44 protein-coding genes are annotated in these 25,586 nt (G+C 51.2%); 38 read left to right on the top strand and 6 right to left on the bottom strand.

The window, feature by feature from the left end; genetic code table 11:
* Window positions 1-101: 101 nt before the first annotated feature.
* The 33 genes from bfd to OC597_RS25555 all read left to right on the top strand — a co-directional run bounded on the left by bfd (window position 102) and on the right by OC597_RS25555 (window position 16,143).
* On the top strand, window positions 102-296 hold the full coding sequence (bfd, locus tag OC597_RS25715) for a bacterioferritin-associated ferredoxin (RefSeq protein WP_017894251.1): 195 nt from the start codon (window positions 102-104) through the stop codon (window positions 294-296).
* A gap of 74 nt (window positions 297-370) precedes the next feature.
* Window positions 371-835: a bacterioferritin gene (gene bfr / locus OC597_RS25710; protein ID WP_099065725.1), complete on the top strand. Its 465-nt coding sequence runs from the start codon at window positions 371-373 to the stop codon at window positions 833-835.
* Between the two features lie 407 nt (window positions 836-1,242).
* Window positions 1,243-1,554, top strand: a complete 312-nt coding sequence (gene rpsJ / locus OC597_RS25705; RefSeq protein ID WP_001181005.1) for a 30S ribosomal protein S10 — start codon at window positions 1,243-1,245, stop codon at window positions 1,552-1,554.
* A 32-nt stretch (window positions 1,555-1,586) separates the two neighbouring features.
* Window positions 1,587-2,216, top strand: coding sequence for a 50S ribosomal protein L3 (gene rplC, locus OC597_RS25700; RefSeq protein ID WP_085119646.1), 630 nt, complete (start codon window positions 1,587-1,589; stop codon window positions 2,214-2,216).
* Window positions 2,217-2,226: 10 nt separating this feature from the next.
* Window positions 2,227-2,832, top strand: coding sequence for a 50S ribosomal protein L4 (gene rplD / locus OC597_RS25695; protein ID WP_085119645.1), 606 nt, complete (start codon window positions 2,227-2,229; stop codon window positions 2,830-2,832).
* On the top strand, window positions 2,829-3,131 hold the full coding sequence (rplW, locus tag OC597_RS25690) for a 50S ribosomal protein L23 (RefSeq protein ID WP_012147222.1): 303 nt from the start codon (window positions 2,829-2,831) through the stop codon (window positions 3,129-3,131). The genes rplD and rplW overlap by 4 nt, the downstream gene beginning before the upstream one ends.
* Before the next feature lie 18 nt (window positions 3,132-3,149).
* On the top strand, window positions 3,150-3,974 hold the full coding sequence (rplB, locus tag OC597_RS25685; RefSeq protein ID WP_261260118.1) for a 50S ribosomal protein L2: 825 nt from the start codon (window positions 3,150-3,152) through the stop codon (window positions 3,972-3,974).
* 14 nt (window positions 3,975-3,988) lie between these two features.
* Window positions 3,989-4,267: a 30S ribosomal protein S19 gene (gene rpsS, locus OC597_RS25680; protein WP_004929772.1), complete on the top strand. Its 279-nt coding sequence runs from the start codon at window positions 3,989-3,991 to the stop codon at window positions 4,265-4,267.
* Window positions 4,268-4,281: 14 nt separating this feature from the next.
* Window positions 4,282-4,614 (top strand): 50S ribosomal protein L22, encoded by a 333-nt coding sequence (gene rplV / locus OC597_RS25675; protein WP_004391423.1) that lies wholly within the window; start codon window positions 4,282-4,284, stop codon window positions 4,612-4,614.
* A 17-nt stretch (window positions 4,615-4,631) separates the two neighbouring features.
* The gene (gene rpsC, locus OC597_RS25670) at window positions 4,632-5,330 is read left to right on the top strand and encodes a 30S ribosomal protein S3 (protein ID WP_012147220.1); all 699 of its coding nucleotides are present in this window, start codon (window positions 4,632-4,634) and stop codon (window positions 5,328-5,330) included.
* A 12-nt stretch (window positions 5,331-5,342) separates the two neighbouring features.
* Window positions 5,343-5,753 (top strand): 50S ribosomal protein L16, encoded by a 411-nt coding sequence (rplP, locus tag OC597_RS25665; RefSeq protein WP_004951171.1) that lies wholly within the window; start codon window positions 5,343-5,345, stop codon window positions 5,751-5,753.
* Window positions 5,753-5,944, top strand: a complete 192-nt coding sequence (rpmC, locus tag OC597_RS25660; RefSeq protein WP_004951169.1) for a 50S ribosomal protein L29 — start codon at window positions 5,753-5,755, stop codon at window positions 5,942-5,944. The genes rplP and rpmC overlap by 1 nt, the downstream gene beginning before the upstream one ends.
* Window positions 5,945-6,199 carry a 30S ribosomal protein S17 gene (gene rpsQ / locus OC597_RS25655; RefSeq protein ID WP_012147219.1) on the top strand — a complete coding sequence of 85 codons (255 nt, stop codon included), beginning with the start codon at window positions 5,945-5,947 and terminating at the stop codon, window positions 6,197-6,199.
* 165 nt (window positions 6,200-6,364) lie between these two features.
* On the top strand, window positions 6,365-6,736 hold the full coding sequence (gene rplN, locus OC597_RS25650; RefSeq protein WP_004951161.1) for a 50S ribosomal protein L14: 372 nt from the start codon (window positions 6,365-6,367) through the stop codon (window positions 6,734-6,736).
* A 10-nt stretch (window positions 6,737-6,746) separates the two neighbouring features.
* Window positions 6,747-7,061, top strand: a complete 315-nt coding sequence (gene rplX, locus OC597_RS25645; RefSeq protein WP_004951158.1) for a 50S ribosomal protein L24 — start codon at window positions 6,747-6,749, stop codon at window positions 7,059-7,061.
* A 14-nt stretch (window positions 7,062-7,075) separates the two neighbouring features.
* The gene (gene rplE, locus OC597_RS25640; RefSeq protein WP_004951155.1) at window positions 7,076-7,615 is read left to right on the top strand and encodes a 50S ribosomal protein L5; all 540 of its coding nucleotides are present in this window, start codon (window positions 7,076-7,078) and stop codon (window positions 7,613-7,615) included.
* A 13-nt stretch (window positions 7,616-7,628) separates the two neighbouring features.
* Complete coding sequence (gene rpsN, locus OC597_RS25635; RefSeq protein WP_012147218.1) at window positions 7,629-7,934, top strand: 30S ribosomal protein S14; 306 nt, start codon at window positions 7,629-7,631, stop codon at window positions 7,932-7,934.
* Window positions 7,935-7,964: 30 nt separating this feature from the next.
* A complete protein-coding gene (rpsH, locus tag OC597_RS25630) occupies window positions 7,965-8,357 on the top strand; it encodes a 30S ribosomal protein S8 (RefSeq protein WP_004951149.1) in 393 nt (130 codons plus the stop codon).
* 14 nt (window positions 8,358-8,371) lie between these two features.
* Window positions 8,372-8,905, top strand: coding sequence for a 50S ribosomal protein L6 (gene rplF / locus OC597_RS25625; RefSeq protein ID WP_012147217.1), 534 nt, complete (start codon window positions 8,372-8,374; stop codon window positions 8,903-8,905).
* Between the two features lie 9 nt (window positions 8,906-8,914).
* Window positions 8,915-9,268 carry a 50S ribosomal protein L18 gene (gene rplR / locus OC597_RS25620; RefSeq protein WP_037425856.1) on the top strand — a complete coding sequence of 118 codons (354 nt, stop codon included), beginning with the start codon at window positions 8,915-8,917 and terminating at the stop codon, window positions 9,266-9,268.
* 14 nt (window positions 9,269-9,282) lie between these two features.
* A complete protein-coding gene (gene rpsE, locus OC597_RS25615) occupies window positions 9,283-9,786 on the top strand; it encodes a 30S ribosomal protein S5 (RefSeq protein ID WP_004951140.1) in 504 nt (167 codons plus the stop codon).
* A gap of 2 nt (window positions 9,787-9,788) precedes the next feature.
* Window positions 9,789-9,968 carry a 50S ribosomal protein L30 gene (gene rpmD, locus OC597_RS25610; protein WP_002213339.1) on the top strand — a complete coding sequence of 60 codons (180 nt, stop codon included), beginning with the start codon at window positions 9,789-9,791 and terminating at the stop codon, window positions 9,966-9,968.
* A gap of 3 nt (window positions 9,969-9,971) precedes the next feature.
* Window positions 9,972-10,406: a 50S ribosomal protein L15 gene (gene rplO / locus OC597_RS25605; protein WP_012147214.1), complete on the top strand. Its 435-nt coding sequence runs from the start codon at window positions 9,972-9,974 to the stop codon at window positions 10,404-10,406.
* A gap of 7 nt (window positions 10,407-10,413) precedes the next feature.
* A complete protein-coding gene (secY, locus tag OC597_RS25600) occupies window positions 10,414-11,745 on the top strand; it encodes a preprotein translocase subunit SecY (RefSeq protein ID WP_004929740.1) in 1,332 nt (443 codons plus the stop codon).
* Between the two features lie 32 nt (window positions 11,746-11,777).
* On the top strand, window positions 11,778-11,894 hold the full coding sequence (rpmJ, locus tag OC597_RS25595; protein ID WP_002227352.1) for a 50S ribosomal protein L36: 117 nt from the start codon (window positions 11,778-11,780) through the stop codon (window positions 11,892-11,894).
* 146 nt (window positions 11,895-12,040) lie between these two features.
* Window positions 12,041-12,397, top strand: a complete 357-nt coding sequence (gene rpsM / locus OC597_RS25590) for a 30S ribosomal protein S13 (protein ID WP_085119639.1) — start codon at window positions 12,041-12,043, stop codon at window positions 12,395-12,397.
* Between the two features lie 16 nt (window positions 12,398-12,413).
* The gene (gene rpsK / locus OC597_RS25585; protein WP_004951128.1) at window positions 12,414-12,803 is read left to right on the top strand and encodes a 30S ribosomal protein S11; all 390 of its coding nucleotides are present in this window, start codon (window positions 12,414-12,416) and stop codon (window positions 12,801-12,803) included.
* A 30-nt stretch (window positions 12,804-12,833) separates the two neighbouring features.
* The gene (gene rpsD / locus OC597_RS25580) at window positions 12,834-13,454 is read left to right on the top strand and encodes a 30S ribosomal protein S4 (protein WP_261260117.1); all 621 of its coding nucleotides are present in this window, start codon (window positions 12,834-12,836) and stop codon (window positions 13,452-13,454) included.
* Between the two features lie 25 nt (window positions 13,455-13,479).
* Window positions 13,480-14,469 (top strand): DNA-directed RNA polymerase subunit alpha, encoded by a 990-nt coding sequence (locus OC597_RS25575; RefSeq protein WP_002919219.1) that lies wholly within the window; start codon window positions 13,480-13,482, stop codon window positions 14,467-14,469.
* A 40-nt stretch (window positions 14,470-14,509) separates the two neighbouring features.
* On the top strand, window positions 14,510-14,899 hold the full coding sequence (gene rplQ, locus OC597_RS25570) for a 50S ribosomal protein L17 (RefSeq protein WP_004929726.1): 390 nt from the start codon (window positions 14,510-14,512) through the stop codon (window positions 14,897-14,899).
* A gap of 147 nt (window positions 14,900-15,046) precedes the next feature.
* The gene (locus OC597_RS25565) at window positions 15,047-15,421 is read left to right on the top strand and encodes a DnaJ family domain-containing protein (protein ID WP_262211081.1); all 375 of its coding nucleotides are present in this window, start codon (window positions 15,047-15,049) and stop codon (window positions 15,419-15,421) included.
* On the top strand, window positions 15,421-15,852 hold the full coding sequence (zntR, locus tag OC597_RS25560) for a Zn(2+)-responsive transcriptional regulator (RefSeq protein WP_262211080.1): 432 nt from the start codon (window positions 15,421-15,423) through the stop codon (window positions 15,850-15,852). The genes OC597_RS25565 and zntR overlap by 1 nt, the downstream gene beginning before the upstream one ends.
* Before the next feature lie 84 nt (window positions 15,853-15,936).
* Entirely contained in the window at window positions 15,937-16,143 is a 207-nt protein-coding gene (locus OC597_RS25555) for an alternative ribosome-rescue factor A (RefSeq protein WP_085119636.1), read from the top strand.
* 57 nt (window positions 16,144-16,200) lie between these two features.
* Here OC597_RS25555 and mscL read toward each other — a convergent pair whose 3' ends face one another.
* From mscL to def, 5 genes are all read right to left on the bottom strand, one after another.
* On the bottom strand, window positions 16,201-16,617 hold the full coding sequence (mscL, locus tag OC597_RS25550; protein WP_261260114.1) for a large-conductance mechanosensitive channel protein MscL: 417 nt from the start codon (window positions 16,615-16,617) through the stop codon (window positions 16,201-16,203).
* Window positions 16,618-16,757: 140 nt separating this feature from the next.
* Window positions 16,758-18,134 (bottom strand): Trk system potassium transporter TrkA, encoded by a 1,377-nt coding sequence (gene trkA / locus OC597_RS25545; protein WP_085119634.1) that lies wholly within the window; start codon window positions 18,132-18,134, stop codon window positions 16,758-16,760.
* Window positions 18,135-18,211: 77 nt separating this feature from the next.
* A complete protein-coding gene (gene rsmB, locus OC597_RS25540; RefSeq protein ID WP_261463704.1) occupies window positions 18,212-19,501 on the bottom strand; it encodes a 16S rRNA (cytosine(967)-C(5))-methyltransferase RsmB in 1,290 nt (429 codons plus the stop codon).
* A gap of 73 nt (window positions 19,502-19,574) precedes the next feature.
* Window positions 19,575-20,519, bottom strand: coding sequence for a methionyl-tRNA formyltransferase (fmt, locus tag OC597_RS25535; RefSeq protein ID WP_262211079.1), 945 nt, complete (start codon window positions 20,517-20,519; stop codon window positions 19,575-19,577).
* A 17-nt stretch (window positions 20,520-20,536) separates the two neighbouring features.
* Window positions 20,537-21,046 carry a peptide deformylase gene (gene def / locus OC597_RS25530; RefSeq protein ID WP_085119631.1) on the bottom strand — a complete coding sequence of 170 codons (510 nt, stop codon included), beginning with the start codon at window positions 21,044-21,046 and terminating at the stop codon, window positions 20,537-20,539.
* Between the two features lie 133 nt (window positions 21,047-21,179).
* Between def and dprA the strand changes: the two genes are divergently transcribed.
* The 5 genes from dprA to aroE are packed head-to-tail and all read left to right on the top strand — an operon-like array spanning window position 21,180 to window position 24,724.
* Window positions 21,180-22,301 carry a DNA-protecting protein DprA gene (gene dprA / locus OC597_RS25525; RefSeq protein ID WP_262211078.1) on the top strand — a complete coding sequence of 374 codons (1,122 nt, stop codon included), beginning with the start codon at window positions 21,180-21,182 and terminating at the stop codon, window positions 22,299-22,301.
* Complete coding sequence (smg, locus tag OC597_RS25520; RefSeq protein WP_012147203.1) at window positions 22,273-22,746, top strand: DUF494 family protein Smg; 474 nt, start codon at window positions 22,273-22,275, stop codon at window positions 22,744-22,746. The genes dprA and smg overlap by 29 nt, the downstream gene beginning before the upstream one ends.
* A gap of 25 nt (window positions 22,747-22,771) precedes the next feature.
* Window positions 22,772-23,317 carry a DNA topoisomerase family protein gene (locus OC597_RS25515; RefSeq protein WP_262211077.1) on the top strand — a complete coding sequence of 182 codons (546 nt, stop codon included), beginning with the start codon at window positions 22,772-22,774 and terminating at the stop codon, window positions 23,315-23,317.
* A 7-nt stretch (window positions 23,318-23,324) separates the two neighbouring features.
* The gene (gene tsaC, locus OC597_RS25510; protein WP_099065715.1) at window positions 23,325-23,894 is read left to right on the top strand and encodes an L-threonylcarbamoyladenylate synthase type 1 TsaC; all 570 of its coding nucleotides are present in this window, start codon (window positions 23,325-23,327) and stop codon (window positions 23,892-23,894) included.
* Between the two features lie 11 nt (window positions 23,895-23,905).
* Window positions 23,906-24,724 carry a shikimate dehydrogenase gene (gene aroE, locus OC597_RS25505; RefSeq protein ID WP_261425832.1) on the top strand — a complete coding sequence of 273 codons (819 nt, stop codon included), beginning with the start codon at window positions 23,906-23,908 and terminating at the stop codon, window positions 24,722-24,724.
* A gap of 37 nt (window positions 24,725-24,761) precedes the next feature.
* Here the strand turns inward: aroE and OC597_RS25500 are convergent, their stop codons facing one another.
* Entirely contained in the window at window positions 24,762-25,304 is a 543-nt protein-coding gene (locus tag OC597_RS25500; protein WP_099065714.1) for a gamma carbonic anhydrase family protein, read from the bottom strand.
* Window positions 25,305-25,586: the final 282 nt, after the last annotated feature.

Here is a 25,586-nt window from a genome sequence, read left to right as displayed (position 1 = left end):
CACTTCGGTGCCCTTTTTTTATGCAATTCGCTCAAATCTTAATTGAAATAAAAAGCATTCCTATTTAGACTTACAGCATTGGTTAAGAAGTGAGTCTCTCTATGTATGTATGTCTGTGTAATGCCGTGACTGATAAAGCGATCCGTAAGGCCGTGCGTCAGCACAATCCGCATACCATGAAACAACTGCGTGAACTTGTGCCTATTGGTACCGATTGTGGAAAGTGCATTCGTCAGGCCAGACAGATTATGGTGGAGGAAAGCGGAACCATTATTCATATGCACGAAGTTGCCTAACTAAAGGTAAGGTTATTTTTTGACTCTTGGCTTACAGCTTCTACACTTTTAGAACTGGCCAGGAGGAGTTACCTATGAAAGGCGATAAAAAGATCATTGCTCACCTAAACAAACTGCTCGGTAACGAGCTGGTTGCCATCAATCAATATTTCCTGCACGCCCGAATGTTCAAAAACTGGGGTTTAACTCGCCTCAATGATAAGGAATACCACGAGTCGATCGACGAAATGAAACATGCCGATCGTTACATTGAGCGTATTCTGTTTTTGGAAGGTATCCCGAATTTGCAAGACCTCGGCAAGTTGAATATTGGCGAGGATATTGAAGAAATGCTGCGTTCCGATCTGGCCCTGGAGTTGGATGGTGCCAAAAGTCTTCGTGAAGGTATCGCTTACGCCGATTCCATCCATGATTATGTCAGCCGTGATTTGATGATAGAGATCCTGGCTGATGAAGAAGAGCATATCGACTGGTTGGAAACCGAACTGGATTTGATAGATCGCCTGGGAATTCAGAACTACGCGCAAGCCCAGCTCTAGCAATGTAAACACACCAGTTCCCCACTTAATAACGACGCTCCCCGGCCGGCAGGTTTTTCTCCGGTAGGGCGGGGGAGCTGGCCCAACGCGGTATCGAATTTCCTCGCACACTACAGCCCCTTGTTTACTGATCCGTGGCCTAAGGCATAAATCTGCAAAAAATGTCGATATCCTGCGCATATTCCCATCTGTGCCTTGCTTATCGTTCTGTTTTGCGTATAATGCGCGGGCTTACCTAATCTTGGTAAGCCTGATTTTAGCGAATCAGTCGATTGGCAAGTTTGTTTTGCCTTTCGAACAATACTCCCGATATGGGGGTTATATGTTGACGATTACACTCCCCCATCAATCGAAATGGGTGTGAGGAGTAATTATTTACGTTTATAAATAATTGGAGCTCTGGTCTCATGCAGAACCAAAGAATCCGTATCCGCCTGAAAGCGTTTGATCATCGTCTTATCGATCAATCAACCGCGGAAATCGTCGAGACTGCTAAGCGCACTGGTGCGCAAGTCCGTGGTCCGATCCCGCTGCCAACTCGCAAAGAGCGCTTTACCGTTCTGATCTCTCCGCACGTCAACAAAGACGCGCGTGATCAGTACGAGATTCGCACTCACAAGCGTCTGGTTGACATCGTTGAGCCAACCGAGAAAACCGTTGATGCTCTGATGCGTCTGGATCTGGCTGCTGGTGTAGACGTGCAGATCAGCCTGGGTTAATCAGGTCATTGAGCGATTGAGAGGTTGAAACAATGATTGGTTTAGTCGGTAAGAAATTGGGCATGACTCGTATCTTCACTGAAGATGGCGTTTCTATCCCAGTAACCGTGATTGAAATTGAAGCGAACCGCGTGACTCAGGTTAAAGACCTGGCTAACGACGGGTACCGTGCCGTTCAGGTTACTACCGGTAGCAAAAAAGCTAACCGCGTGACCAAACCGGAAGCGGGCCATTTCGCTAAAGCTGGCGTTGAAGCTGGCCGTGGTCTGTGGGAATTCCGCCTTGCAGAAGGTGAAGAGTTTGCTGCAGGTCAAAACATCAGCGTAGAAATCTTCGCTGAAGTTAAAAAAGTCGATGTTACTGGTACTTCTAAAGGTAAAGGTTTTGCTGGCACTGTAAAGCGCTGGAACTTCCGTACCCAAGACGCTACCCACGGTAACTCCTTGTCTCACCGCGTTCCGGGTTCTATCGGTCAGAACCAGACTCCGGGCAAAGTGTTCAAAGGCAAGAAAATGGCTGGCCACCTGGGTGACGAGCGTGTAACCGTTCAAAGCCTGGACGTAGTACGTGTTGACGCTGAGCGCAACCTGCTGCTGGTTAAGGGTGCTGTACCGGGCGCAACCGGTGGCAACCTGATCGTTAAACCAGCTGTGAAGGCGTAAGGGGATAGCAATGGAATTAGTATTGAAAGACGCGCAAAGCGCGCTGACTGTTTCCGAAACTACCTTCGGTCGTGACTTCAACGAAGCGCTGGTACACCAGGTTGTTGTTGCTTATGCAGCAGGTGCCCGTCAAGGTACTCGTGCTCAGAAGACCCGTGCTGAAGTGACTGGTTCCGGTAAAAAACCGTGGCGCCAGAAAGGTACCGGCCGTGCGCGAGCAGGTTCTGTAAAGAGCCCGATCTGGCGTTCAGGTGGTGTAACCTTCGCTGCGAAGCCACAGGACCACAGTCAGAAAGTAAACAAAAAGATGTACCGCGGCGCGCTGAAAAGCATTCTGTCCGAACTGGTACGTCAAGATCGTCTGATCATTGTCGAGAAGTTCTCTGTAGAAGCGCCTAAAACTAAGCTGCTGGCACAGAAACTGAAAGATATGGCTCTGGAAGATGTGCTGATCGTGACCGGTGAACTGGATGAGAATCTGTTCCTGGCTGCTCGCAACCTGTACAAGGTTGACGTGCGCGATGTAGCAGGTATCGACCCGGTTAGCCTGATCGCCTTCGACAAAGTGGTTATGACTGCTGATGCTGTGAAGCAAGTTGAGGAGATGCTGGCATGATCCGTGAAGAACGTCTGCTGAAAGTGCTGCGTGCACCGCACGTATCTGAAAAAGCATCCGCTGCGATGGAAAAAACTAACACCATCGTACTCAAAGTTGCCAAAGACGCGACCAAAGCAGAAATTAAAGCTGCAGTGCAGAAACTGTTTGAAGTCGAAGTCGAAGACGTTAACACCCTGGTAGTTAAAGGGAAAGTGAAGCGTCACGGTCAGCGTGTTGGTCGTCGTAGCGACTGGAAAAAAGCTTACGTCACCCTGAAAGAAGGCCAGAACCTGGACTTCATCGGCGGCGCAGAGTAAGTCGGAGGAGTAAGAACAATGGCAATTGTTAAATGTAAACCTACATCTCCGGGTCGTCGCCACGTTGTTAAAGTGGTTAACCCTGAGCTGCACAAGGGTAAACCTCATGCCCCGCTGCTTGAGAAACTGAGCAAAAGCGGTGGCCGTAACAACAATGGCCGTATCACCACCCGTCATATCGGTGGTGGCCACAAGCAACATTATCGTCTGGTTGACTTCAAACGCAACAAAGACGGTGTGGCTGCAGTGGTTGAGCGTCTGGAGTACGATCCGAACCGTTCCGCGAACATCGCGCTGGTTCTGTACAAAGACGGCGAACGCCGTTATATCCTGGCGCCGAAAGGTCTGAAAGCTGGTGACCAGATCCAATCTGGCGTTGATGCTGCAATCAAGGTAGGTAACACCCTGCCAATGCGCAACATCCCAGTGGGTTCAACGGTTCATAACGTAGAAATGAAACCAGGTAAAGGCGGTCAAATCGCTCGCTCTGCTGGTGCCTACGTTCAGATCGTTGCACGTGATGGTTCCTACGTAACTCTGCGTCTGCGCTCAGGCGAAATGCGTAAAGTTCCAGTTGATTGCCGCGCCACCTTAGGTGAAGTCGGTAACGCTGAACATATGCTTCGCGTTCTGGGTAAAGCAGGTGCTGCACGTTGGCGTGGTGTTCGTCCTACCGTTCGCGGTACGGCGATGAACCCGGTCGATCACCCGCACGGTGGTGGTGAGGGTAAAAACTTTGGTAAACACCCAGTAACACCATGGGGCGTTCAGACCAAAGGTAAGAAAACCCGTAGCAACAAGCGTACTGATAAGTTCATCGTACGTCGCCGTAGCAAAAAATAATTAGAGGATAAGCCATGCCACGTTCTCTCAAGAAAGGTCCTTTTATTGACCTGCACTTGCTGAAGAAGGTAGAGAAAGCGGTGGAAAGCGGTGACAAGAAGCCTTTGCGCACTTGGTCCCGTCGTTCAACGATCTTTCCTAACATGATCGGTTTGACCATCGCTGTCCATAATGGTCGTCAGCACGTACCAGTGTTCGTTTCCGATGAAATGGTCGGTCACAAACTGGGTGAATTCGCGCCGACTCGCACTTATCGCGGCCATGCGGCTGATAAAAAAGCTAAAAAGCGCTAAGGTAGGAGGAAGAGATGGAAACTATCGCTAAACATCGCCACGCTCGTTCTTCTGCACAGAAGGTCCGCCTTGTTGCAGACCTGATCCGCGGTAAGAAAGTGTCGCAAGCTCTGGAAACTCTGGCCTACACCAACAAGAAAGCTGCTGGTCTGGTTAAGAAAGTGCTGGAGTCTGCCATTGCTAACGCAGAACACAACGATGGCGCTGACATCGATGATCTGAAAGTCACGAAAATCTTCGTAGACGAAGGCCCAAGCATGAAGCGCATTATGCCGCGTGCAAAAGGTCGTGCAGATCGCATCCTGAAGCGCACCAGCCACATTACTGTGGTTGTGTCCGATCGCTGAGACTCTGGAGACTAGCAATGGGTCAGAAAGTACATCCTAATGGTATTCGCCTGGGTATTGTCAAACCTTGGAACTCTACTTGGTATGCGAATACCAAAGAATTCGCTGACAACCTGGACAGCGACTTTAAAGTTCGTCAATTCCTGATTAAAGAACTGGCGAAAGCTTCCGTTTCTCGCATCGTTATCGAGCGTCCTGCGAAGAGCATCCGTGTGACTATTCACACTGCTCGTCCAGGCATCGTTATCGGCAAGAAAGGTGAAGATGTCGAAAAACTGCGTAAGGTCGTAGCGAACATCGCTGGCGTTCCTGCGCAAATTAATATCGCCGAAGTCCGTAAACCGGAACTTGACGCTAAATTGGTTGCTGACAGCATCACTTCACAGCTGGAACGTCGCGTTATGTTCCGTCGTGCTATGAAGCGTGCTGTACAGAACGCAATGCGTCTTGGCGCTAAAGGTATCAAAGTTGAAGTAAGCGGCCGCCTTGGCGGTGCTGAAATCGCGCGTACCGAATGGTACCGTGAAGGTCGTGTTCCGTTGCATACACTGCGTGCGGATATCGATTACAACACATCTGAAGCGCACACCACTTATGGTGTAATCGGCGTTAAGGTATGGATCTTCAAAGGTGAGATCCTGGGTGGTATGGCTGCAGTTGAACAACCGGAACCGGCTGCTCAACCTAAAAAGCAGCAGCGTAAAGGCCGCAAGTAAGGAGAGTCGCTGATGTTACAACCAAAGCGTACAAAATTCCGTAAGATGCACAAAGGCCGCAACCGTGGTCTGGCGCAGGGTACGGATGTTAGCTTCGGCACTTTCGGTCTGAAAGCTGTTGGCCGTGGCCGTCTGACTGCTCGTCAAATCGAAGCAGCTCGTCGTGCAATGACTCGTGCAGTTAAGCGTCAAGGTAAAATTTGGATCCGTGTATTCCCGGACAAACCAATTACCGAGAAGCCGCTCGAAGTGCGTATGGGTAAAGGTAAGGGTAACGTGGAGTATTGGGTTGCCCTGATCCAACCTGGGAAAGTCCTGTACGAAATGGACGGTGTACCAGAAGAGGTCGCCCGTGAGGCATTCAAGCTGGCTGCAGCTAAATTGCCGATCAAAACCACCTTTGTAACTAAGACGGTGATGTAATGAAAGCACAAGAGCTGCGTGAAAAAAGCGTTGAAGAGCTGAACACTGAGCTGCTCAACCTGCTGCGTGAGCAATTTAACTTGCGCATGCAGGCGGCAAGTGGCCAGCTGCAACAAACTCACCTGTTGAAACAAGTGCGTCGTAATGTCGCACGCGTTAAGACTTTACTGACTGAAAAGGCGGGTGTGTAAATGACTGATATTAACCGTACTCTGCAGGGTCGTGTTATTAGTGACAAAATGGAGAAATCCATGGTTGTTGCTATCGAGCGCACGGTGAAGCACCCGATCTACGGGAAATTCATCAAGCGTACGACCAAGCTGCACGTACATGACGAGAACAACGAATGTGGTATCGGTGACGTGGTAGAAATCCGCGAATGCCGTCCACTGTCTAAGACTAAGTCTTGGACGTTGGTTCGCGTTGTAGAGAAAGCGATTCTGTAATAGAGTAGCTGACTCTAACTTATAAACGGCTCAGAAAATGAGCCGTTTATTTTTTCTACCCATACTCTGGAAGCGGTGTTATAATGCTGCGCCCTCGGTTATGGGGCTTTTCAACGATCTAGTAATAGGTCCTAAAGTTGTAGTTGACATTAGCGGAGCACTAACATGATCCAAGAACAGACTATGCTGACCGTGGCCGACAACTCCGGTGCACGTCGCGTAATGTGTATCAAGGTTCTAGGTGGCTCGCACCGTCGCTACGCAGGCATTGGCGATGTCATCAAAATTACCATCAAGGAAGCAATTCCTCGCGGTAAGGTGAAGAAAGGCGATGTGCTGAAGGCGGTAGTGGTGCGCACCAAGAAGGGTGTACGTCGCCCGGACGGTTCTGTCATTCGCTTCGATGGTAATGCATGCGTTATTTTAAACAATAACAGCGAGCAACCTATCGGTACGCGTATTTTTGGGCCGGTAACTCGTGAACTGCGTAATGAGAAGTTCATGAAAATTATCTCTCTGGCACCAGAAGTACTCTAAGGAGCGAAACATGGCAGCGAAAATCCGTCGTGATGACGAAATTATCGTGCTTACCGGGAAAGACAAAGGTAAACGCGGTAAAGTAAAAAATGTCCTGTCTGCTGGTAAGGTCATTGTTGAAGGTATCAACCTGGTTAAGAAACATCAGAAGCCGGTCCCGGCCCTGAACCAACCAGGTGGCATTGTTGAAAAAGAAGCTGCAATTCAGGTTTCTAACATTGCTCTCTTCAACGCGGCTACCGGTAAGGCTGACCGTGTAGGCTTTAGATTCGAAGACGGGAAAAAAGTCCGTTTCTTCAAATCTAACAGCGAAACTATCAAGTAATTTGGAGTAATACGATGGCGAAACTGCATGATTACTACAAAGACGAGGTAGTCAAACAACTGATGTCTCAGTTTGATTACAACTCTGTCATGCAAGTCCCTCGGGTCGAGAAGATCACCCTGAATATGGGTGTTGGTGAAGCGATCGCTGACAAGAAACTGCTGGATAATGCAGCAGCGGATCTGGCAGCAATCTCCGGTCAAAAGCCGTTCATCACCAAAGCACGCAAATCTGTTGCAGGCTTCAAAATCCGCCAGGGCTATCCGATCGGCTGTAAAGTAACTCTGCGTGGCGAACGCATGTGGGAGTTCTTTGAGCGACTGATTTCCATTGCTGTTCCACGTATTCGTGACTTCCGTGGCTTGTCCGCTAAGTCATTCGATGGCCGTGGTAACTACAGCATGGGTGTGCGTGAGCAAATCATCTTCCCAGAAATCGACTATGACAAAGTCGATCGCGTTCGTGGTTTGGATATTACCATTACCACTACTGCGAAATCTGATGATGAAGGCCGCGCGCTGTTGGCTGCTTTTAACTTCCCGTTCCGTAAGTAAGGCAGGGTTACTGATGGCTAAGCAATCAATGAAAGCACGCGAAGTCGTTCGCGTGAAACTGGCTGAAAAGTACCGCGCTAAACGCGAGGAACTGAAAGCTATCATTTCTGGTGTGAACTCTTCCGACGAAGATCGTTGGGATGCTGTTCTCAAGCTGCAAACTCTGCCGCGTGATTCCAGCCCGTCTCGTCAGCGTAAACGCTGCCGCCAAACTGGCCGTCCACATGGTTATGTGGGCAAATTCGGGTTGAGCCGTATCAAGTTACGTGAAGCCGCTATGCGCGGTGAAGTACCAGGCTTGAAAAAGGCTAGCTGGTAATTACCAATTGAATCACGGGAGTAAAGACAGATGAGCATGCAAGATCCGATCGCGGATATGCTGACCCGTATCCGTAACGGTCAAGCCGCGAACAAAGTTGCGGTCACCATGCCTTCCTCCAAGCTGAAAGTGGCAATTGCCAACCTGCTGAAGGAAGAAGGTTTTATTGAAGATTTCAAAATCGAAGGCGACACCAAGCCTGTTCTGGAACTGGTACTGAAGTACTTCCAGGGCAAGGCAGTGGTAGAAAGCATTCAGCGAATCAGCCGTCCAGGTCTGCGTATCTACAAGAAAAAAGATGCGCTGCCAAAAGTTATGGCTGGTTTGGGTATTGCTGTTATTTCTACCTCTAAAGGTGTTATGACCGATCGTGCAGCTCGCCAAGCAGGTCTTGGTGGCGAGATTATCTGCTACGTAGCTTAATTCGGGAGGAAAGAATGTCTCGTGTTGCAAAAGCACCCGTCGTCATTCCTGCCGGCGTAGAGGTAAAACTCAACGGTCAGGTTATTTCGATAAAGGGTAAGAACGGCGAGCTGACTCGTACTGTCCACAACGCCGTTGAAGTGAAGCAAGAAGCTAACGCACTGACTTTCGCCCCGCGCGAAGGTTTTGCAAACGCATGGGCCCAAGCGGGTACCACGCGCGCTCTGCTGAACGCAATGGTAGTTGGTGTTACCGAAGGCTTCACCAAGAAGCTTCAACTGGTAGGTGTTGGTTATCGTGCTGCTGTTAAAGGCAACGTGGTGAATTTAGCCTTAGGCTTCTCTCACCCGGTCGATCACCAGCTGCCAGCAGGTATTACTGCTGAATGCCCAAGCCAAACTGAAATCGTGCTGAAAGGCGCTGATAAACAAGTTATTGGCCAGGTTGCTGCAGATCTGCGTGCCTACCGCCGTCCTGAGCCTTACAAAGGCAAGGGTGTCCGTTACGCCGACGAAGTCGTGCGTACCAAAGAGGCTAAGAAGAAGTAAGGTAACACTATGGATAAGAAATCTGCTCGTATCCGTCGTGCGACCCGCGCACGCCGTAAGATCAAAGAACTGGGTGCAACCCGCCTGGTGGTACATCGTACCCCGCGTCACATTTACGCACAGGTAATTGCTCCAAATGGTTCTGAAGTACTGGTAGCCGCTTCTACTGTAGAAAAAGCTATCACAGAGCAATTGAAGTATTCCGGTAACAAAGACGCAGCAGCAGCCGTAGGTAAAGCTCTGGCTGAGCGCGCGTTGGAAAAAGGGATCTCTAAAGTCTCCTTTGACCGTTCCGGTTTCCAATATCATGGTCGAGTCCAGGCACTGGCAGATGCTGCCCGTGAAGCTGGCCTTCAGTTCTAAGGAAGAGGTTTAAGATGGCTCACATCGAAAAACAAGCTGGCGAACTGCAGGAAAAGCTGATCGCGGTAAACCGCGTATCTAAAACCGTAAAAGGTGGCCGTATTTTCAGCTTTACCGCACTGACAGTAGTTGGTGATGGTAACGGTCGCGTTGGTTTTGGCTACGGCAAAGCACGCGAAGTTCCGGCAGCGATCCAGAAAGCGATGGAAAAAGCCCGTCGCGCTATGATTAATGTTGCTTTGAATAGCGGTACTCTGCAGCACCCTGTTAAAGGTGCTCATACGGGTTCTCGTGTGTTCATGCAACCAGCTTCCGAAGGTACCGGTATCATCGCCGGTGGTGCAATGCGCGCCGTTCTGGAAGTTGCAGGGGTTCATAACGTATTAGCTAAAGCATATGGTTCTACTAACCCGATCAACGTGGTTCGTGCAACTATTGCTGCTTTGGAAGATATGAAATCCCCAGAAATGGTCGCTGCTAAGCGTGGTAAGTCCGTCGAAGAAATTCTAGGGAAATAACCATGGCAAAGACTATTAAAGTAACTCAAACAAAAAGCAGCATCGGCCGTTTGCCAAAGCACAAGGCAACCCTGATCGGTTTAGGTCTGCGTCGTATTGGTCATACTGTAGAGCGTGAGGATACTCCTGCTGTACGTGGTATGGTCAACTTGGTTTCCTACATGGTTAAGGTTGAGGAGTAACAGATGCGTTTAAATACTCTGTCTCCGGCTGAAGGTGCCAAGCATGCGCCTAAGCGTGTAGGTCGTGGTATTGGTTCTGGCCTGGGTAAAACTGCTGGTCGTGGTCACAAAGGTCAGAACTCACGTTCTGGCGGTGGCGTACGTCGTGGTTTTGAAGGTGGTCAGATGCCTTTATATCGTCGTTTGCCGAAATTCGGCTTCACCTCTCGCAAAGCTATGATCACGGCAGAAGTTCGTCTGTCTGAACTGGCTCTTGTTGAAGGCGACGTAATCGACCTGAACACGCTGAAAGCCGCTAACGTTGTTGGTGTCCAGATCGAATTCGCGAAAGTTATGCTTTCTGGCGAAATCGCTCGTCCGGTTACCCTGCGTGGTCTGCGTGTCACCAAAGGCGCTCGTGCTGCTATCGAAGCTGCTGGCGGTAAAATTGAGGAATAAGTAGCAGATGGCTAAGCAACCAGGATTAGATTTTCAAAGTGCTAAAGGCGGACTCGGCGAGCTGAAGCGCAGACTTTTGTTTGTAATCGGCGCGCTGATTGTCTTCCGTATCGGCTCTTTTATTCCGATTCCTGGTATCGATGCCACTGTGCTTGCCAAATTGCTCGAGCAGCAGAGAGGCACTATCATTGAAATGTTTAACATGTTCTCTGGTGGTGCCCTCAGCCGTGCTTCTATCTTTGCTCTGGGGATCATGCCGTATATTTCGGCGTCGATCATTATCCAGCTGTTAACGGTGGTTCATCCAGCGTTAGCAGAAATTAAGAAAGAAGGGGAGGCTGGCCGTCGCAAGATTAGCCAGTACACCCGTTACGGTACGCTGGTGTTGGCCATATTCCAGTCGATCGGTATTGCTACCGGTCTGCCGAATATGCCTGGTATGCAGGGTCTGGTGTTAAACCCAGGCTTTGCGTTCTACTTTACTGCAGTAGTGAGCTTGGTTACCGGGACAATGTTCCTGATGTGGCTGGGTGAACAGATTACTGAACGTGGTATCGGTAACGGTATCTCGATCATTATCTTCGCAGGTATTGTAGCGGGACTCCCGCCGGCTGTGGCCCATACTATCGAACAAGCCCGGCAAGGCGACCTGCACTTCCTCCTGTTGCTGTTGGTTGCAGTATTGGTGTTTGCAGTAACCTTCTTCGTTGTTTTCATTGAACGTGGTCAACGTCGTATCGTCGTTAACTATGCGAAACGTCAACAAGGTCGTCGTGTTTATGCAGCACAGAGCACACACTTACCGTTGAAAGTGAACATGGCAGGGGTTATCCCGGCAATCTTCGCTTCCAGCATTATTCTGTTCCCGGCCACGATTGCATCATGGTTTGGGGGCGGTACCGGTTGGAACTGGCTGACAACGATTTCGCTGTATTTGCAGCCAGGGCAACCGCTTTATGTGTTACTCTATGCGTCTGCAATCATCTTCTTCTGTTTCTTTTACACGGCGTTGGTTTTCAACCCGCGTGAGACAGCAGATAACCTGAAGAAGTCCGGTGCCTTCGTACCAGGAATTCGTCCGGGAGAGCAAACGGCGAAGTACATCGATAAAGTAATGACGCGTTTAACCCTGGTGGGCGCGATGTACATTACTTTCATCTGCCTGATCCCGGAGTTCATGCGTGATGCAATGAAAGTACCATTCTACTTTGGTGGTACCTCGCTACTGATCGTGGTTGTCGTCATCATGGACTTTATGGCTCAAGTGCAAACTCTGATGATGTCAAGTCAGTACGAGTCTGCATTGAAGAAAGCAAACCTGAAAGGCTATAACCGCTAACAGGTTCGTTTGAGAAGTTACGGAGAGTAAAAATGAAAGTTCGTGCTTCCGTCAAGAAATTATGTCGTAACTGCAAAATCGTTAAGCGTAACGGTGTCGTTCGTGTGATTTGCAGCGCCGAGCCGAAGCATAAACAGCGTCAAGGCTGATTATCTCGCATATTTTTCTTGCAAAGTTGGGTTGAGCTGGCTAGATTAGCCAGCCAATCTTTTGTATGTAGCTGCAACATTATTTGAGTATCCTGAAAACGGGCTTTTCAGAATGGTGTTGCCGTATAAAATAGTAGGAGTGCATAGTGGCCCGTATAGCAGGCATTAACATTCCTGATCATAAACATACCGTAATCGCCTTAACGTCGATCTTCGGAATCGGTAAAACCCGCTCACAGTCTATCTGTGCGTCTACGGGTATTGCCGAAAGTGTTAAGATCAGTGAGCTGTCTGAAGAGCAAATCGAACAGCTGCGTGAAGCAGTCGCCAAATTCACCGTAGAAGGTGATTTGCGTCGTGAAGTTACCCTGAGCATCAAGCGTCTGATGGATCTTGGTACATACCGTGGTTTGCGTCATCGTCGTGGTCTGCCAGTTCGCGGTCAGCGTACTAAGACCAACGCACGTACCCGTAAGGGTCCGCGTAAACCGATCAAGAAATAATCAGGGTGATTGAATAATGGCAAAGGCACCTGTTCGTACACGTAAGCGTGTAAGAAAGCAAGTCTCTGACGGCGTGGCTCATGTCCATGCTTCTTTCAACAACACCATTGTAACTATTACCGATCGTCAGGGTAATGCATTGGGTTGGGCAACTGCCGGTGGTTCTGGTTTCCGTGGTTCTCGTAAGTCAACTCCGTTTGCAGCTCAGGTTGCAGCAGAACGTTGTGCTGACGCAGTAAAAGAATACGGTATCAAGAATCTGGAAGTTATGGTTAAGGGACCGGGTCCAGGCCGCGAATCAACTATTCGTGCTCTGAACGCCGCTGGTTTCCGCATCACTAATATTACTGATGTGACTCCTATCCCTCACAACGGTTGTCGTCCGCCGAAAAAGCGCCGCGTATAACGCTGCTTTTAGGTTTGTTGGAGAAAGAAAATGGCAAGATATTTGGGTCCTAAGCTCAAGCTTAGCCGCCGTGAGGGCACAGACTTGTTCCTGAAGTCTGGCGTTCGCGCGATCGATACCAAGTGTAAAATTGAGCAACCGCCTGGTCAACACGGTGCGCGTAAACCGCGTCTGTCTGACTACGGTGTACAGTTACGTGAAAAGCAAAAAGTTCGCCGTATGTACGGTGTTCTGGAGCGTCAATTCCGTAACTATTACAAAGAAGCAGCACGCCTGAAGGGCAACACCGGTGCAAACCTGTTGCAACTGCTGGAAGGTCGTTTGGACAACGTTGTTTACCGTATGGGCTTCGGCGCTACTCGTTCAGAGTCACGTCAGTTGGTTAGCCACAAAGCAGTTATGGTAAATGGTCGCGTTGTTAACATCGCTTCTTATCAGGTATCTCCGAATGACGTAGTCAGCATCCGCGAGAAGGCTAAAAAGCAATCTCGTGTTAAAGCTTCTCTGGAGCTGGCTGAGCAGCGTGAAAAGCCGACCTGGCTTGAAGTTGATGCTGCTAAGATGGAAGGCGTGTTCAAGCGTATGCCTGAACGTACCGATCTGTCTGCGGACATTAACGAACACCTGATCGTCGAGCTTTACTCCAAGTAAGGCTTAGTACCAAAGAGAGGACACAATGCAGGGTTCTGTGACAGAGTTTCTAAAACCGCGCCTGGTAGATATCGAGCAAGTCAGTTCGACGCACGCCAAGGTGACCCTTGAGCCGTTAGAGCGTGGCTTTGGCCATACTCTCGGCAATGCACTGCGCCGTATTCTGCTTTCGTCTATGCCGGGTTGCGCGGTGACCGAGGTTGAGATTGATGGTGTACTGCATGAGTACAGCACCAAAGAAGGCGTACAGGAAGATATCCTGGAGATCCTGCTCAACCTGAAAGGGCTGGCGGTGAGAGTTCAAGGGAAAGATGAAGTTATCCTTACCCTGAATAAATCTGGCATTGGCCCTGTGACCGCTGCCGACATTACCCATGATGGTGATGTCGAAATCGTCAAGCCTCAGCACGTGATCTGCCACCTGACCGATGAAAACGCTGCTATCAGCATGCGTATCAAAGTTCAACGTGGTCGTGGTTATGTGCCGGCTTCTGCCCGAATTCATTCGGAAGAAGATGAGCGCCCGATCGGTCGTCTGTTGGTTGACGCCTGCTATAGCCCTGTAGAGCGTATTGCCTACAATGTTGAAGCAGCGCGTGTAGAACAGCGTACTGACCTGGACAAGCTGGTCATCGAAATGGAAACCAATGGCACGATCGATCCTGAAGAGGCGATCCGCCGTGCGGCAACCATCCTGGCTGAACAACTTGAAGCTTTTGTTGACTTACGTGATGTTCGTCAACCAGAAGTTAAAGAAGAGAAACCAGAATTCGATCCGATTCTGCTGCGCCCTGTTGACGATCTGGAATTGACTGTCCGCTCTGCTAACTGCCTTAAGGCAGAAGCTATCCACTACATCGGTGATCTGGTACAGCGTACCGAGGTTGAGTTGCTGAAAACGCCGAACCTGGGTAAAAAATCTCTTACTGAGATTAAAGACGTGCTGGCCTCCCGTGGTCTATCTCTGGGCATGCGCCTGGAAAATTGGCCACCGGCAAGCATTGCTGACGAGTAACCGGATCACAGGTTAAGGTTTTACTGAGAAGGATAAGGTCATGCGCCATCGTAAGAGTGGTCGTCAACTGAACCGTAACAGCAGCCACCGCCAGGCTATGTTCCGTAACATGGCCGGCTCTTTGGTTCGTCATGAGATCATCAAGACGACCTTGCCAAAAGCAAAAGAGCTGCGTCGCGTTGTTGAGCCGCTGATTACTCTTGCCAAGACCGACAGCGTAGCTAATCGTCGTCTGGCATTCGCCCGTACTCGTGATAACGAGATCGTGGCAAAACTGTTTAACGAGCTAGGCCCGCGTTTCGCGAGCCGTGCCGGTGGTTACACTCGCATTCTGAAGTGTGGCTTCCGCGCAGGCGACAACGCGCCGATGGCATACATCGAGCTGGTTGATCGTGCTGAGTCTCAAGCAGAAGTAGCAACTGCAGAGTAATCTGTAGACGCGTGGAAAAACCGGGCTTGCCCGGTTTTTTTACGTCCAAAATCAGCCAAACGTGCGTTCTTTCCCTTCCTGACTTAAGATCCCCGCCCCTATCCGCTATGCTAACGCTATTAGTCAGCTCTACTGAGAGATCATGTTATGTGGTTACTCGATCAATGGGCGGAGCGTCATATCCTGGATGCACAGGCCAAAGGCGAATTAGACAATTTACCGGGCCAGGGCCAGCCGCTCGAATTGGATGATGACAGTGCGGTACCTGCAGAATTGCGTACCGGCTTCCGCTTGCTTAAAAACGCCGGCTATTTACCCGCAGAGTTAGAAGATCGCAAAGAGGCTTTGAATATAGCTCGTTTGCTGCAAGGGATTGATAGTAGGCATCTGGATTATGTCGAACTTGGCAAACGGATGGCGTTACTGGAACACCGTTTACGCCAGGCAGGGATGAGTACTGATTTTTTGCACGGTGAATATCAACGTGCACTGAGTGGCAAATTTTCACCGGAGGATGAGTGATGCTTAAGATTGGCCAACTGGCAAAGCTTGCTGACGTGACGCCGGATACCGTGCGTTATTACGAGAAGCAGGGAATGATGGATCATAACATCCGTACCGAGGGCGGTTATCGGTTGTACAGCGATCAAGACCTGCAGCGGCTGCGTTTTATCCGTTATGCCAAGCAGCTCGGTTTCACGTTGGAAACTATCGCCGAACTGTTGTCGATCCGTGTTGATCCCGAGCACCATACCTGTCGGGAATCGAAGTCGATTGTCGATGCGCGGCTCAGTGATGTTGAAAATAAGCTTAAAGAGTTAACGCGGATGCGTGAATCGCTAAAGCGTCTCAGCGATGCCTGTTGCGGTAGCGCGCATACCAGCAATTATTGCTCCATCTTGGAGGCGCTTGAACAAGGTGCTAGTGATGATAAAGCTAAAAAAGGCCTCTGAATGGGCTATCAACACTTTAATTTTTATACGGCCGGCAGTATTATCGCCACGATTTATATCCATACATAAACAAGGAGCATTACCATGACTAAATACCGTCATACCAAAGGCCAGATACAGGACAATGCGATTGAGGCACTGTTGCACGATCCGTTATTCCGCCAAAGGGTAGAGAAAAATACCAAAGGCAAGGGCAGCTACCGGCGTAAAGACAAACATGCAAAAGGCGGAAACTGGGAGGCCAGTGGCAAACTATCAAGCGATAATTTACCACTGGCCTTCTGGTTTTAAGGCATTAAAAAAGCCATCTTAATAAGATGGCTTTTTAGTTGTGCAGGATAAACTGTTTTACAGTTTAGGTTGTTGCTGTTGACTCAGTAAATCACGAATTTCAGTCAGCAGTTTTTCTTCTGCGGTCGGTACCGGAGGCGCTGCTGGCTCTTCTTCCTGTTTACGACGCACTTTATTCATTAATTTAATTGCCAGGAAAATAGCGAAGGCAACAATCACAAAATCGAAAATGGTCTGAATGAATGAACCGTAGTTCATCACTACCGCAGGAATCGCGCCCTGAGCTTCGCGTAATACCAGGTGGAACTGCTTGAAGTCAACGCCGCCAATCAGTAAGCCCAGTGGTGGCATAATGATATCTGCAACGAAAGACGATACGATCTTACCGAATGCCGCACCAATAATCACACCTACTGCCAAGTCGACCACGTTGCCACGCATGGCAAACTCGCGGAACTCTTTCATCATACTCATAGAACGCACCCCTTGCAGAATTTAATAACTCAAGTTTAACAAAGCAATTTCCCTTTGCCACAAAAGGAGCGAAAAGTTTTATCTCTTTCCATGGCGGAGAACAACTTAGCAATTATAGACCATCTATTACTACATTTGTTCTACAAGAAGAATGGACTTGGTTGGAACAGGCGTTCAACGTCAGGAACGAACTTTTTGTCGGTTATAAACATAATGACATGATCGCCTTGTTCAATTTTGCTGCTACCGTTGGCAATAATAACATCATCACCACGCACTATGGCGCCAATGGTCGTACCCGGAGGCAATTTAATATTTTCAACGGTGCGGCCGACCACTTTCGAGGTGCTCTCATCACCGTGCGCAATGGCTTCGATGGCTTCCGCGACACCGCGCCGCAATGAGGAAACGCTGACGATATCTGCTTTTCGGACATGGCCCAACAGTGCTGAGATGGTTGCCTGCTGTGGGGAAATGGCGATGTCGATGACGCTGCCCTGTACCAGGTCAACATAGGCACGACGCTGAATCAGCACCATGACCTTTTTGGCGCCCATGCGTTTGGCTAGCATGGCCGACATAATGTTTGCTTCGTCGTCATTGGTGATAGCGATAAAGACATCGACCTGATCAACATGTTCTTCCGCCAGCAGTTCCTGGTCCGAGGCATCGCCATAAAATACGATGGTGTCATGCAGTTGCTCTGCCAGTTCTGTGGCACGTTGCTGATTACGTTCAATCAGCTTCACGTTGTAGGATTTCTCTAACCGTTGCGCCAGGCCAGCACCGACGTTGCCGCCACCGACAATCATGATGCGCTTATAGGGTTTTTCTAATCGTTGCAGCTCACTCATTACCGCACGGATGTGCTGCGAGGCGGCAACAAAGAACACTTCATCACCGGCTTCGATAATAGTGGAACCCTGCGGGCGAATCGGTCGATCCTGGCGGAAGATGGCAGCGACGCGAGTATCAATATGCGGCATATGTTCACGCATTGAAGACAGGGCATTACCCACCAACGGGCCACCGTAGTAGGCTTTTACCGCGGCGATGCTGACCTTGCCTTCTGCAAAGTTGACCACTTGCAGTGCGCCCGGGTATTCAATCAATTTATAGATGTAATCGATAACCAGCTGTTCCGGTGAGATCAGGTGGTCAATGGGCACCGCTTCCGGGTTAAAAAGCTTCTCTGACTCGCGGATATATTCTGGCGCACGGATGCGGGCGATTCGGTTAGGGGTATTAAACAGCGAATAGGCAATCTGACAGGCGATCATGTTGGTTTCGTCTGAGTTCGTGACGGCAACCAGCATATCGGCATCTTCAGCCCCTGCTTCTCGCAGGACGCGTGGATGGGAGCCATAGCCCTGGACAACTCGCAGGTCGAACTTATCCTGTAACTGACGCAGGCGGCCGGAATCGGTATCCACGACGGTAATATCGTTATTTTCGCCCACCAGGTTTTCCGCCAGTGTCCCGCCAACCTGACCCGCGCCAAGAATAATTATTTTCATTCGCTTCTCTGCTTCACACTGAAACCGCTGAAGATTATCTGAAAGGGCGCAACAGCCGCGCCCAGAGTACTGAACAGCTACATTTTAATCAGCTTAGCGTAAAAGAAGCCATCCCCATCCTCTGGATGCGGAAGATTCTGTCGGCCAGGCTGTTGCTCGTTGCCGGTTTCAACCAGACGGGCCTCGGGATGACGCTGAAGGAAGGCGCTAATCTGCTCTGCGTTTTCTGCCGGCAAAATGGAGCAGGTGGCATACACCATCACGCCACCGCTTTTGAGATGTGGCCAAATGGCCTCAATAATCTCGGCCTGCAGCGCGGCCAGTTCCGCGATGTCACGGTCGCGACGCAACCATTTGATATCTGGGTGACGGCGGATCACACCGGTGGCAGAGCAAGGGGCATCCAACAAAATGCGATCGAACTGCTTGTCGCCGCACCATTGTTGCGGAGTACGGCCATCGCCTTGCTTCACTTCGGCGTGCAAGCGCAGGCGCTGCAGGTTTTCTTTGACCCGGCTCAGGCGTTGTTCATCGATATCGACGGCCATCACATGGGCTTTGGGAGCCGCTTCTAAAATATGGGTGGTTTTACCGCCGGGAGCTGCGCACAAATCGAGGATCTGTTCTCCGTCTTGCGGATCCAGCAGATCGACACAACCCTGAGCGGAGGCATCCTGCACGGTGACCCAGCCGTCGGCAAAGCCTGGGAGGTCGGTAACGGGGCATGGCGCCAGCAAACGCACGGCATCGCGATATTCGGCATGCGGTTCGGCGGCGATACCAGCCTGTTCCATCAACTGTAAATAGCTTTCACGGGTGTGATGCAAGCGGTTGACGCGTAGCCACATTGGCGGCTTCTGATTATTGGCATCAATAATCTGTTCCCACTGTGCGGGATAGGCCTGCTGGATACGCTTCAGCAGCCAGCTTGGGTGCAGATAGTGGCTGTCATTATTGGCGGCACGTTGCAGTAATTCTTCCTGCTGACGTTGGAACTGGCGCAGTACGCCGTTGATCAGGCCTTTAAGCTGTGGGCGCTTTAGCGCTACTGCGCCTTCCACGGTTTCCGCCAGTACCGCGTGTGCAGGGATGCGGGTATACAGCAGTTGGTATAAGCCGACCATCAGCAAATAGTGCAGCGTGCGCTGCTTACCGGTCATTGGCTTGGCCATTAATTGTTGAATGCACCATTCCAGTTGCGGCAACACGCGCAGCGTGCCGAAGCACAGTTCCTGCAGCAGAGCGCGGTCCTTGTCAGAAATGGTCTTTTGCAGTGACGGCAGGACAGTACTGAGCGACTGGCCCTGATCCAGCACCTGGCCGATGGCTTTGGCAGCGATGCTGCGGAGATTGTAATTGTTTTTCATAGGCTAAAGCTGATAACGATCGGCATTAAGAAAGAAACAGCCCGGCGATTCTCGGCCGGGCAGTGGGGGCGGTTTATAACCGGTTGCCCGGTGTAAACCATTCACGACGTGAGTTCAGCAGATCCTGCGCTGACATGGGTTTTTTGCCTGCCGGCTGCAGTTGAGTCAGGTTAAGAATACCCTCAGCGGTCGCCACCTGAATGCCGTGTTTATCGGCATGGATGATGGTGCCAGGTTCTGCGTCCGTGCTCTGTGCCAGCACCGTTGCCTGCCACACCTTCACCGGTTGATCGTCAATGGTGAAGTAACTGACCGGCCACGGGTTAAAGGCACGGATGCAGCGTTCAAGTTGCGTGGCGGACAGGCTCCAGTCCAGGCGAGCTTCTTCTTTGCTCAGCTTTTCGGCGTAGGTAACCAGCGATTCATCCTGCACTTCACGTTTCGCCGTGCCCTCAGCCATCTGCTGCAGCGTGGTCAACAGACCCTGTGGGCCTAGTTGAGCCAGCTTGTCATACAGACTGGCGCTGGTGTCAGCGGCTTCGATCGGGCAGGCGATCTTGTGCATCATATCGCCGGTGTCCAAACCCACGTCCATCTGCATGATGGTCACGCCGGTTTCGTTATCGCCGGCCCAGAGTGAACGTTGGATCGGGGCGGCACCACGCCAGCGCGGCAGCAGTGAGCCGTGGACGTTAATGCAACCGAGCCGTGGCATATCCAGCACCGCTTTGGGCAGGATCAGACCATAAGCCACCACCACCATGACATCGGCGTTGAGATCGGCAACCAGGTGCTGGTTCTCTTCCGGACGCAGTGATTTGGGCTGAAACACCGGTAAATGGTGCTGCTCGGCCAGAACCTTGACCGGGCTGGGTGTTAGCTTGTTACCGCGACCCGCAGGGCGATCGGGTTGGGTGAAAACCCCGACAATCTGGTGCCCAGATGACAACAGCGCGTCAAGATGACGCGCTGCGAAGTCTGGAGTTCCGGCGAAAATAATCCGTAAAGAGTCAGACACGTTGATTTCCTGATCGGTTAGGCGCGGGCGTTAAGCTTGGCCATTTTTTCCAGTTTCTGACGGATACGCTGGCGCTTAAGTGGCGACAGGTAATCGACGAACAGCTTGCCGACCAGGTGATCCATTTCGTGCTGGATACAGATGGCCAACAGGTCATCGGCTTCCAGTTCAAAAGGCTTGCCGTCGCGGTCCAGCGCTCTGATTTTCACCGTAGCGGCACGCGGGACTAAAGCACGCTGTTCGGGAATGGAAAGGCAACCTTCCTCGATCCCGGTTTCACCGCCTTTTTCCAGCAGTTCCGGGTTGATCAGCACCAAGCGCTGATCGCGGTTCTCAGAAACGTCAATGACGATAATGCGCTGATGGATATCCACCTGTGTCGCAGCCAGGCCAATGCCTTCCTCTGCGTACATGGTTTCAAACATATCATCCACGATGCGCTGGATATTCGCATTGACTTCTTTAACCGGGGCCGCGACTTTGCGCAGCCGGTCGTCTGGGTAATGTAATACCTGCAATACTGACATATATCTTGAGATCTGTATCCGAGTGATAAACGAGGTTTAGCTTCTATTCTAGACATTTCCCAGCCTGATTGACAGCATTGCGCACCAATTGCTCGAATTGGTAATACCACCATTTTCTGCGAGGGAACAGGCGATGCAGGCACGGGAAATCGGCTTACGGATGCACGGGGTCACCGGGCTGGGCGCGGCACAAGCCAGCCAGATAATACGACAAATGGTGACGGCCAGTGGGCCGCCGTATTCTTTGCTGCGGGAATTGGGGTTGAATGACCGGCAGCAGGCCCAGTTTCGCCAGGTGGATCCACGCTACCTGGCCGCTACGCTTACCTGGCTGGAGCAGCCTGAAAACTTGTTATGGATCTACGGTGAGGCTGACTACCCGGAGCGATTGCTCCCTATCGATGATGCACCTTTGCTGCTGTTGGTAAAGGGTAACCCGCAAGCCGTACAGCAGCCGCAAATCGCCATGGTCGGCAGTCGGCAGTTCAGCCATTACGGTGAACACTGGGCCAGTTACTTTGCCACCGGATTGGTGCACTGTGGGTTTACCATTACCAGCGGGCTGGCCATTGGCATCGACAGTATTTGCCACCGTGCAGCGTTGGCTGCTGAAGGGGCCACCGTCGCCGTTCTGGGCAGCGGCCTGGCCAACATCTATCCGCGCCGGCATCAACGCCTGGCCGAACAGATCGTTGAAAGCGGCGGAGCGCTGGTTTCTGAGTATCTGGCCACCGATCTGCCAATGCCCGATCACTTTCCACGTCGTAATCGCATCATCAGCGGATTAAGCCTGGGTGTGGTGGTCATCGAAGCCTCCCTGCGCAGCGGAACGCTGATTACTGCCCGTTACGCTTTAGAGCAGGGGCGTGAGGTTTTTGCTTTACCCGGGGCGCTGGGTAACCCAATGAGTGAAGGTACGCATTGGCTGATCCAACAGGGGGCCTATCTGGTTACCGGGCCGAAAGAGATCGCTGAGCAACTGGGAAGCGGGCTGCATTGGCTGTCACTGGACGAAAATACAACTATTTGTGCGTCAGAAGCCGAAGTTGAATTGCCATTTGCCGATGTGTTGGCTAACGTAGGAGATGAGGTGACACCTGTTGACGTCGTCGCTGAACGTGCCGGCCAACCTGTGCCAGAGGTGGTAATTAAGTTACTCGATCTGGAGTTAGCAGGGTGGATCGCAGCTGTACCCGGCGGCTATGTCCGAATAAGGAGGGCAGGCCATGTTCGACGTACTGATGTACTTGTTTGAAACTTATATCCACAATGAACCAGAGATGCGCGTCGATCAGGATCAACTGACCGATGATCTCGCTCAGGCGGGGTTTCATCGGGATGATATCTACAACGCGTTGAATTGGCTTGAAAAACTCGCTGACCTGCAGGAAGGCGAAAATGCGCCGTATTTTATGGATGCCGATCCGCTGGCAATGCGGATTTACACCGAAGAAGAAGGCGTGCGTTTGGATGCCAGTTGCCGTGGTTTCCTCCTGTTCCTGGAGCAGATTCAGGTATTGAACCTCGAAACCCGTGAAATGGTTATCGATCGTGTTATGGCTTTGGATAATACGGAATTCGATCTCGAAGATCTGAAATGGGTGGTGTTGATGGTGCTGTTTAATATCCCCGGATATGAAAGTGCCTATCAGCAAATGGAAGAACTGTTGTTTGAAGTAAACGAAGGTTATCTGCACTGAGCCGATAACATGAATAGAAGAAGTTATGACAAAAGCAGCGATTTTTGCCGCCAGGAAAAATGAACCCTGTCCGGAATGCGGGGCCGAGCTGGTGATCCGCAGTGGTCGCCACGGCCCCTTCCTCGGCTGTTCCCGTTATCCTGAATGCCAACATATCCGGCCGTTGAAAGCGCAGGCCGATGGCCATATCGTCAAGATGCTGGATGGGCAGGAATGCCCGAAATGCCAGGCGACGCTGGCCTTGCGTCAGGGCCGTTACGGTATGTTTATCGCTTGCAGCAACTATCCGGAGTGCGATCACACCGAGGTCATCGATAAACCGGACGAAACCAGTATTAGCTGTCCGCAGTGCGAGCAGGGCAAACTGCTGCAGCGCAAATCGCGCTATGGCAAGGTGTTCCACTCCTGCGATCGCTACCCTGAATGCCAGTTTGTTCTCAATTTTAAACCCGTTGCCGGTGAGTGTGAGTACTGCCACTATCCGTTGCTGATGGAAAAGCGCACGGCGAAAGGCCCAACCCTTTGCTGCGCCAGTAAACTTTGCGGGAAACCCGTAGTCACTACAGAATAATGACATCATGAGCTCAGAATCCACTGCCATCTTCATACCAATTATTGACGCGCTGCATAATCACCAGGTCATTGCCTACCCGACCGAGGCGGTGTTTGGTCTGGGTTGCGATCCCGATAGCGAGCAGGCGGTTAATGCCTTATTGGCACTGAAACAGCGCCCCTGGGAAAAGGGACTGATCCTGATTGCGGCCGATTATGCGCAGCTAACACCTTATATAGATGACACCGTGCTGAGTGAGCAGCAGCGTGCCACGATGTTTGCCAGTTGGCCGGGACCGGTGACCTGGGTAATTCCTGCCAGGTCGGAAACGCCACGCTTGCTAACCGGCCGTTTCAACTCGTTGGCGGTACGTGTTAGCGACCACCCATTGGTGCAGCAACTTTGCCGGCAGTTTGGCAAACCGTTGGTGTCGACCAGCGCCAATCTCAGCGGGCAAGAGCCTTGCCGCAGCGCCGATGAAGTGCAGCAACAGTTTGGTGCCGCTTTCCCGGTGCTGACCGGCAGCGTCGGTGGCCGTCTTAACCCTTCCGAAATCAGAGATGTCCTGACCGGTAAGCAAATCCGTCAAGGCTAGAGGTCATGTGCATGGAGAAGTTTGCGGTATTCGGTAACCCTATCGGCCATAGCAAATCACCGCGTATTCATGCGCTATTTGCCGCCCAAACAGGTATAGAACACCCTTATGGTACGGTGCTGGCACCGCTGCACGGTTTCGAAACCACTCTGCAGGCATTTATTCAGGCGGGTGGTCAGGGAGCGAACGTCACGGTTCCTTTTAAAGAGAAGGCTTACGAGGCGGCGACTGAACTGAGTCAACGGGCCTCGCTGGCCGGTGCGGTAAATACCTTGAAAATACTGCCAGACGGCGGACTTCTGGGTGACAACACCGATGGGATCGGCCTGCTGACCGATCTTGAACGTCAGGGGTTGATCCAACCCAAGGATCGTATCTTGTTGGTGGGGGCGGGCGGTGCGGCGCGCGGTGTGATCTTGCCGCTACTGTCTTTTGGCTGTGAAGTGGTGATCACCAACCGTACTTTTAGCCGCGCGCAGACACTGGCGCAGGTATTCCAGCACTTGGGTGAAATATCCGCGTTGCCTCTGGATCAACTCGATCAACAACAGTTTGATTTAGTGATTAACGCAACGGCATCCGGTATCAGTGGTGACATCCCGGCGTTACCGGTTGGTACGGTCAATGGCCATACCCGTTGTTATGACATGTTTTATCAGCAGGGGTTAACACCTTTCCTGGCCTGGGCGCAGCAACAGGGTGCCACAGAATATGCCGACGGTTTAGGGATGCTGGTGGGGCAGGCCGCGCATGCGTTCCTGTTGTGGCATGGTGTAATGCCGGAGATCGAACCGGTATTGCGTCAGCTGCGTCACGAACTGGCCGCGTAAATTCCGGCCCGTTCTCCGGTGAGGGAACGGGCGCTTGTCAGATATCTTCTGACAAGTATTCGTCTTTCCAGCGTACATAGTTAGTAGAAGAGTAAAGCAACCCCTCTCGCTCGGCGGCGGTCAGTGGACGAACCTGGCGTGCTGGGCTACCCATATAAAGATAACCGCTCGCCAGTCGTTTACCCGGCGCGACCAAGCTGCCGGCGCCAATCATCACATCATCTTCTATTACTGCACCATCCAGCAGGATCGATCCCATTCCTATCAATACCCGATTGCCAATGGCGCAGCCGTGCAACATGGCTTTGTGCCCAACGGTAACGTCTTCACCGATCAGCAACGGATAACCTTCAGGGTTATGCTCAGACTTATGGGTCACGTGCAACACGCTGCCATCCTGAATATTGCTGCGAGCACCAATTTTTACCGCGTTCACGTCGCCGCGGATGGCAACTAACGGCCAGATACTGACGTCATCGGCCAGCTCAACGTTACCGATCACCACGCTGGAAGGGTCGATCATGACGCGCTGACCCAGTTTAGGAGAGTAATGAAGATAAGAACGTACTGCATCGGACATGGTAATAGCCTCACGTCGGGATCATATTAACGGCAATACTAGACGTTGGCGGTGGAATTACAACCAACCGAAGTGACGGATCCTGCGGAAAACGGCCCTGATCGCGCAAGATCCACTCGAAGGGGCTGAAAAGTGTGCAAACAGTAAGAAAAGATCAAGAAAGGGGTTGTGCAAAAAATTCGGATCCCTATAATGCGCCTCCATCGACACGGAACATGTGAACAACTTCACAGAGTCTCCGGGGTTCGAAGAGAAAAAATCCTGAAATTTAGGGGTTGACTC

The organism is Serratia proteamaculans, assembly GCF_946227095.1.
GTDB lineage: Bacteria > Pseudomonadota > Gammaproteobacteria > Enterobacterales > Enterobacteriaceae > Serratia > Serratia proteamaculans_E.
This window is presented reverse-complemented; position numbering and strand designations above follow the sequence as displayed.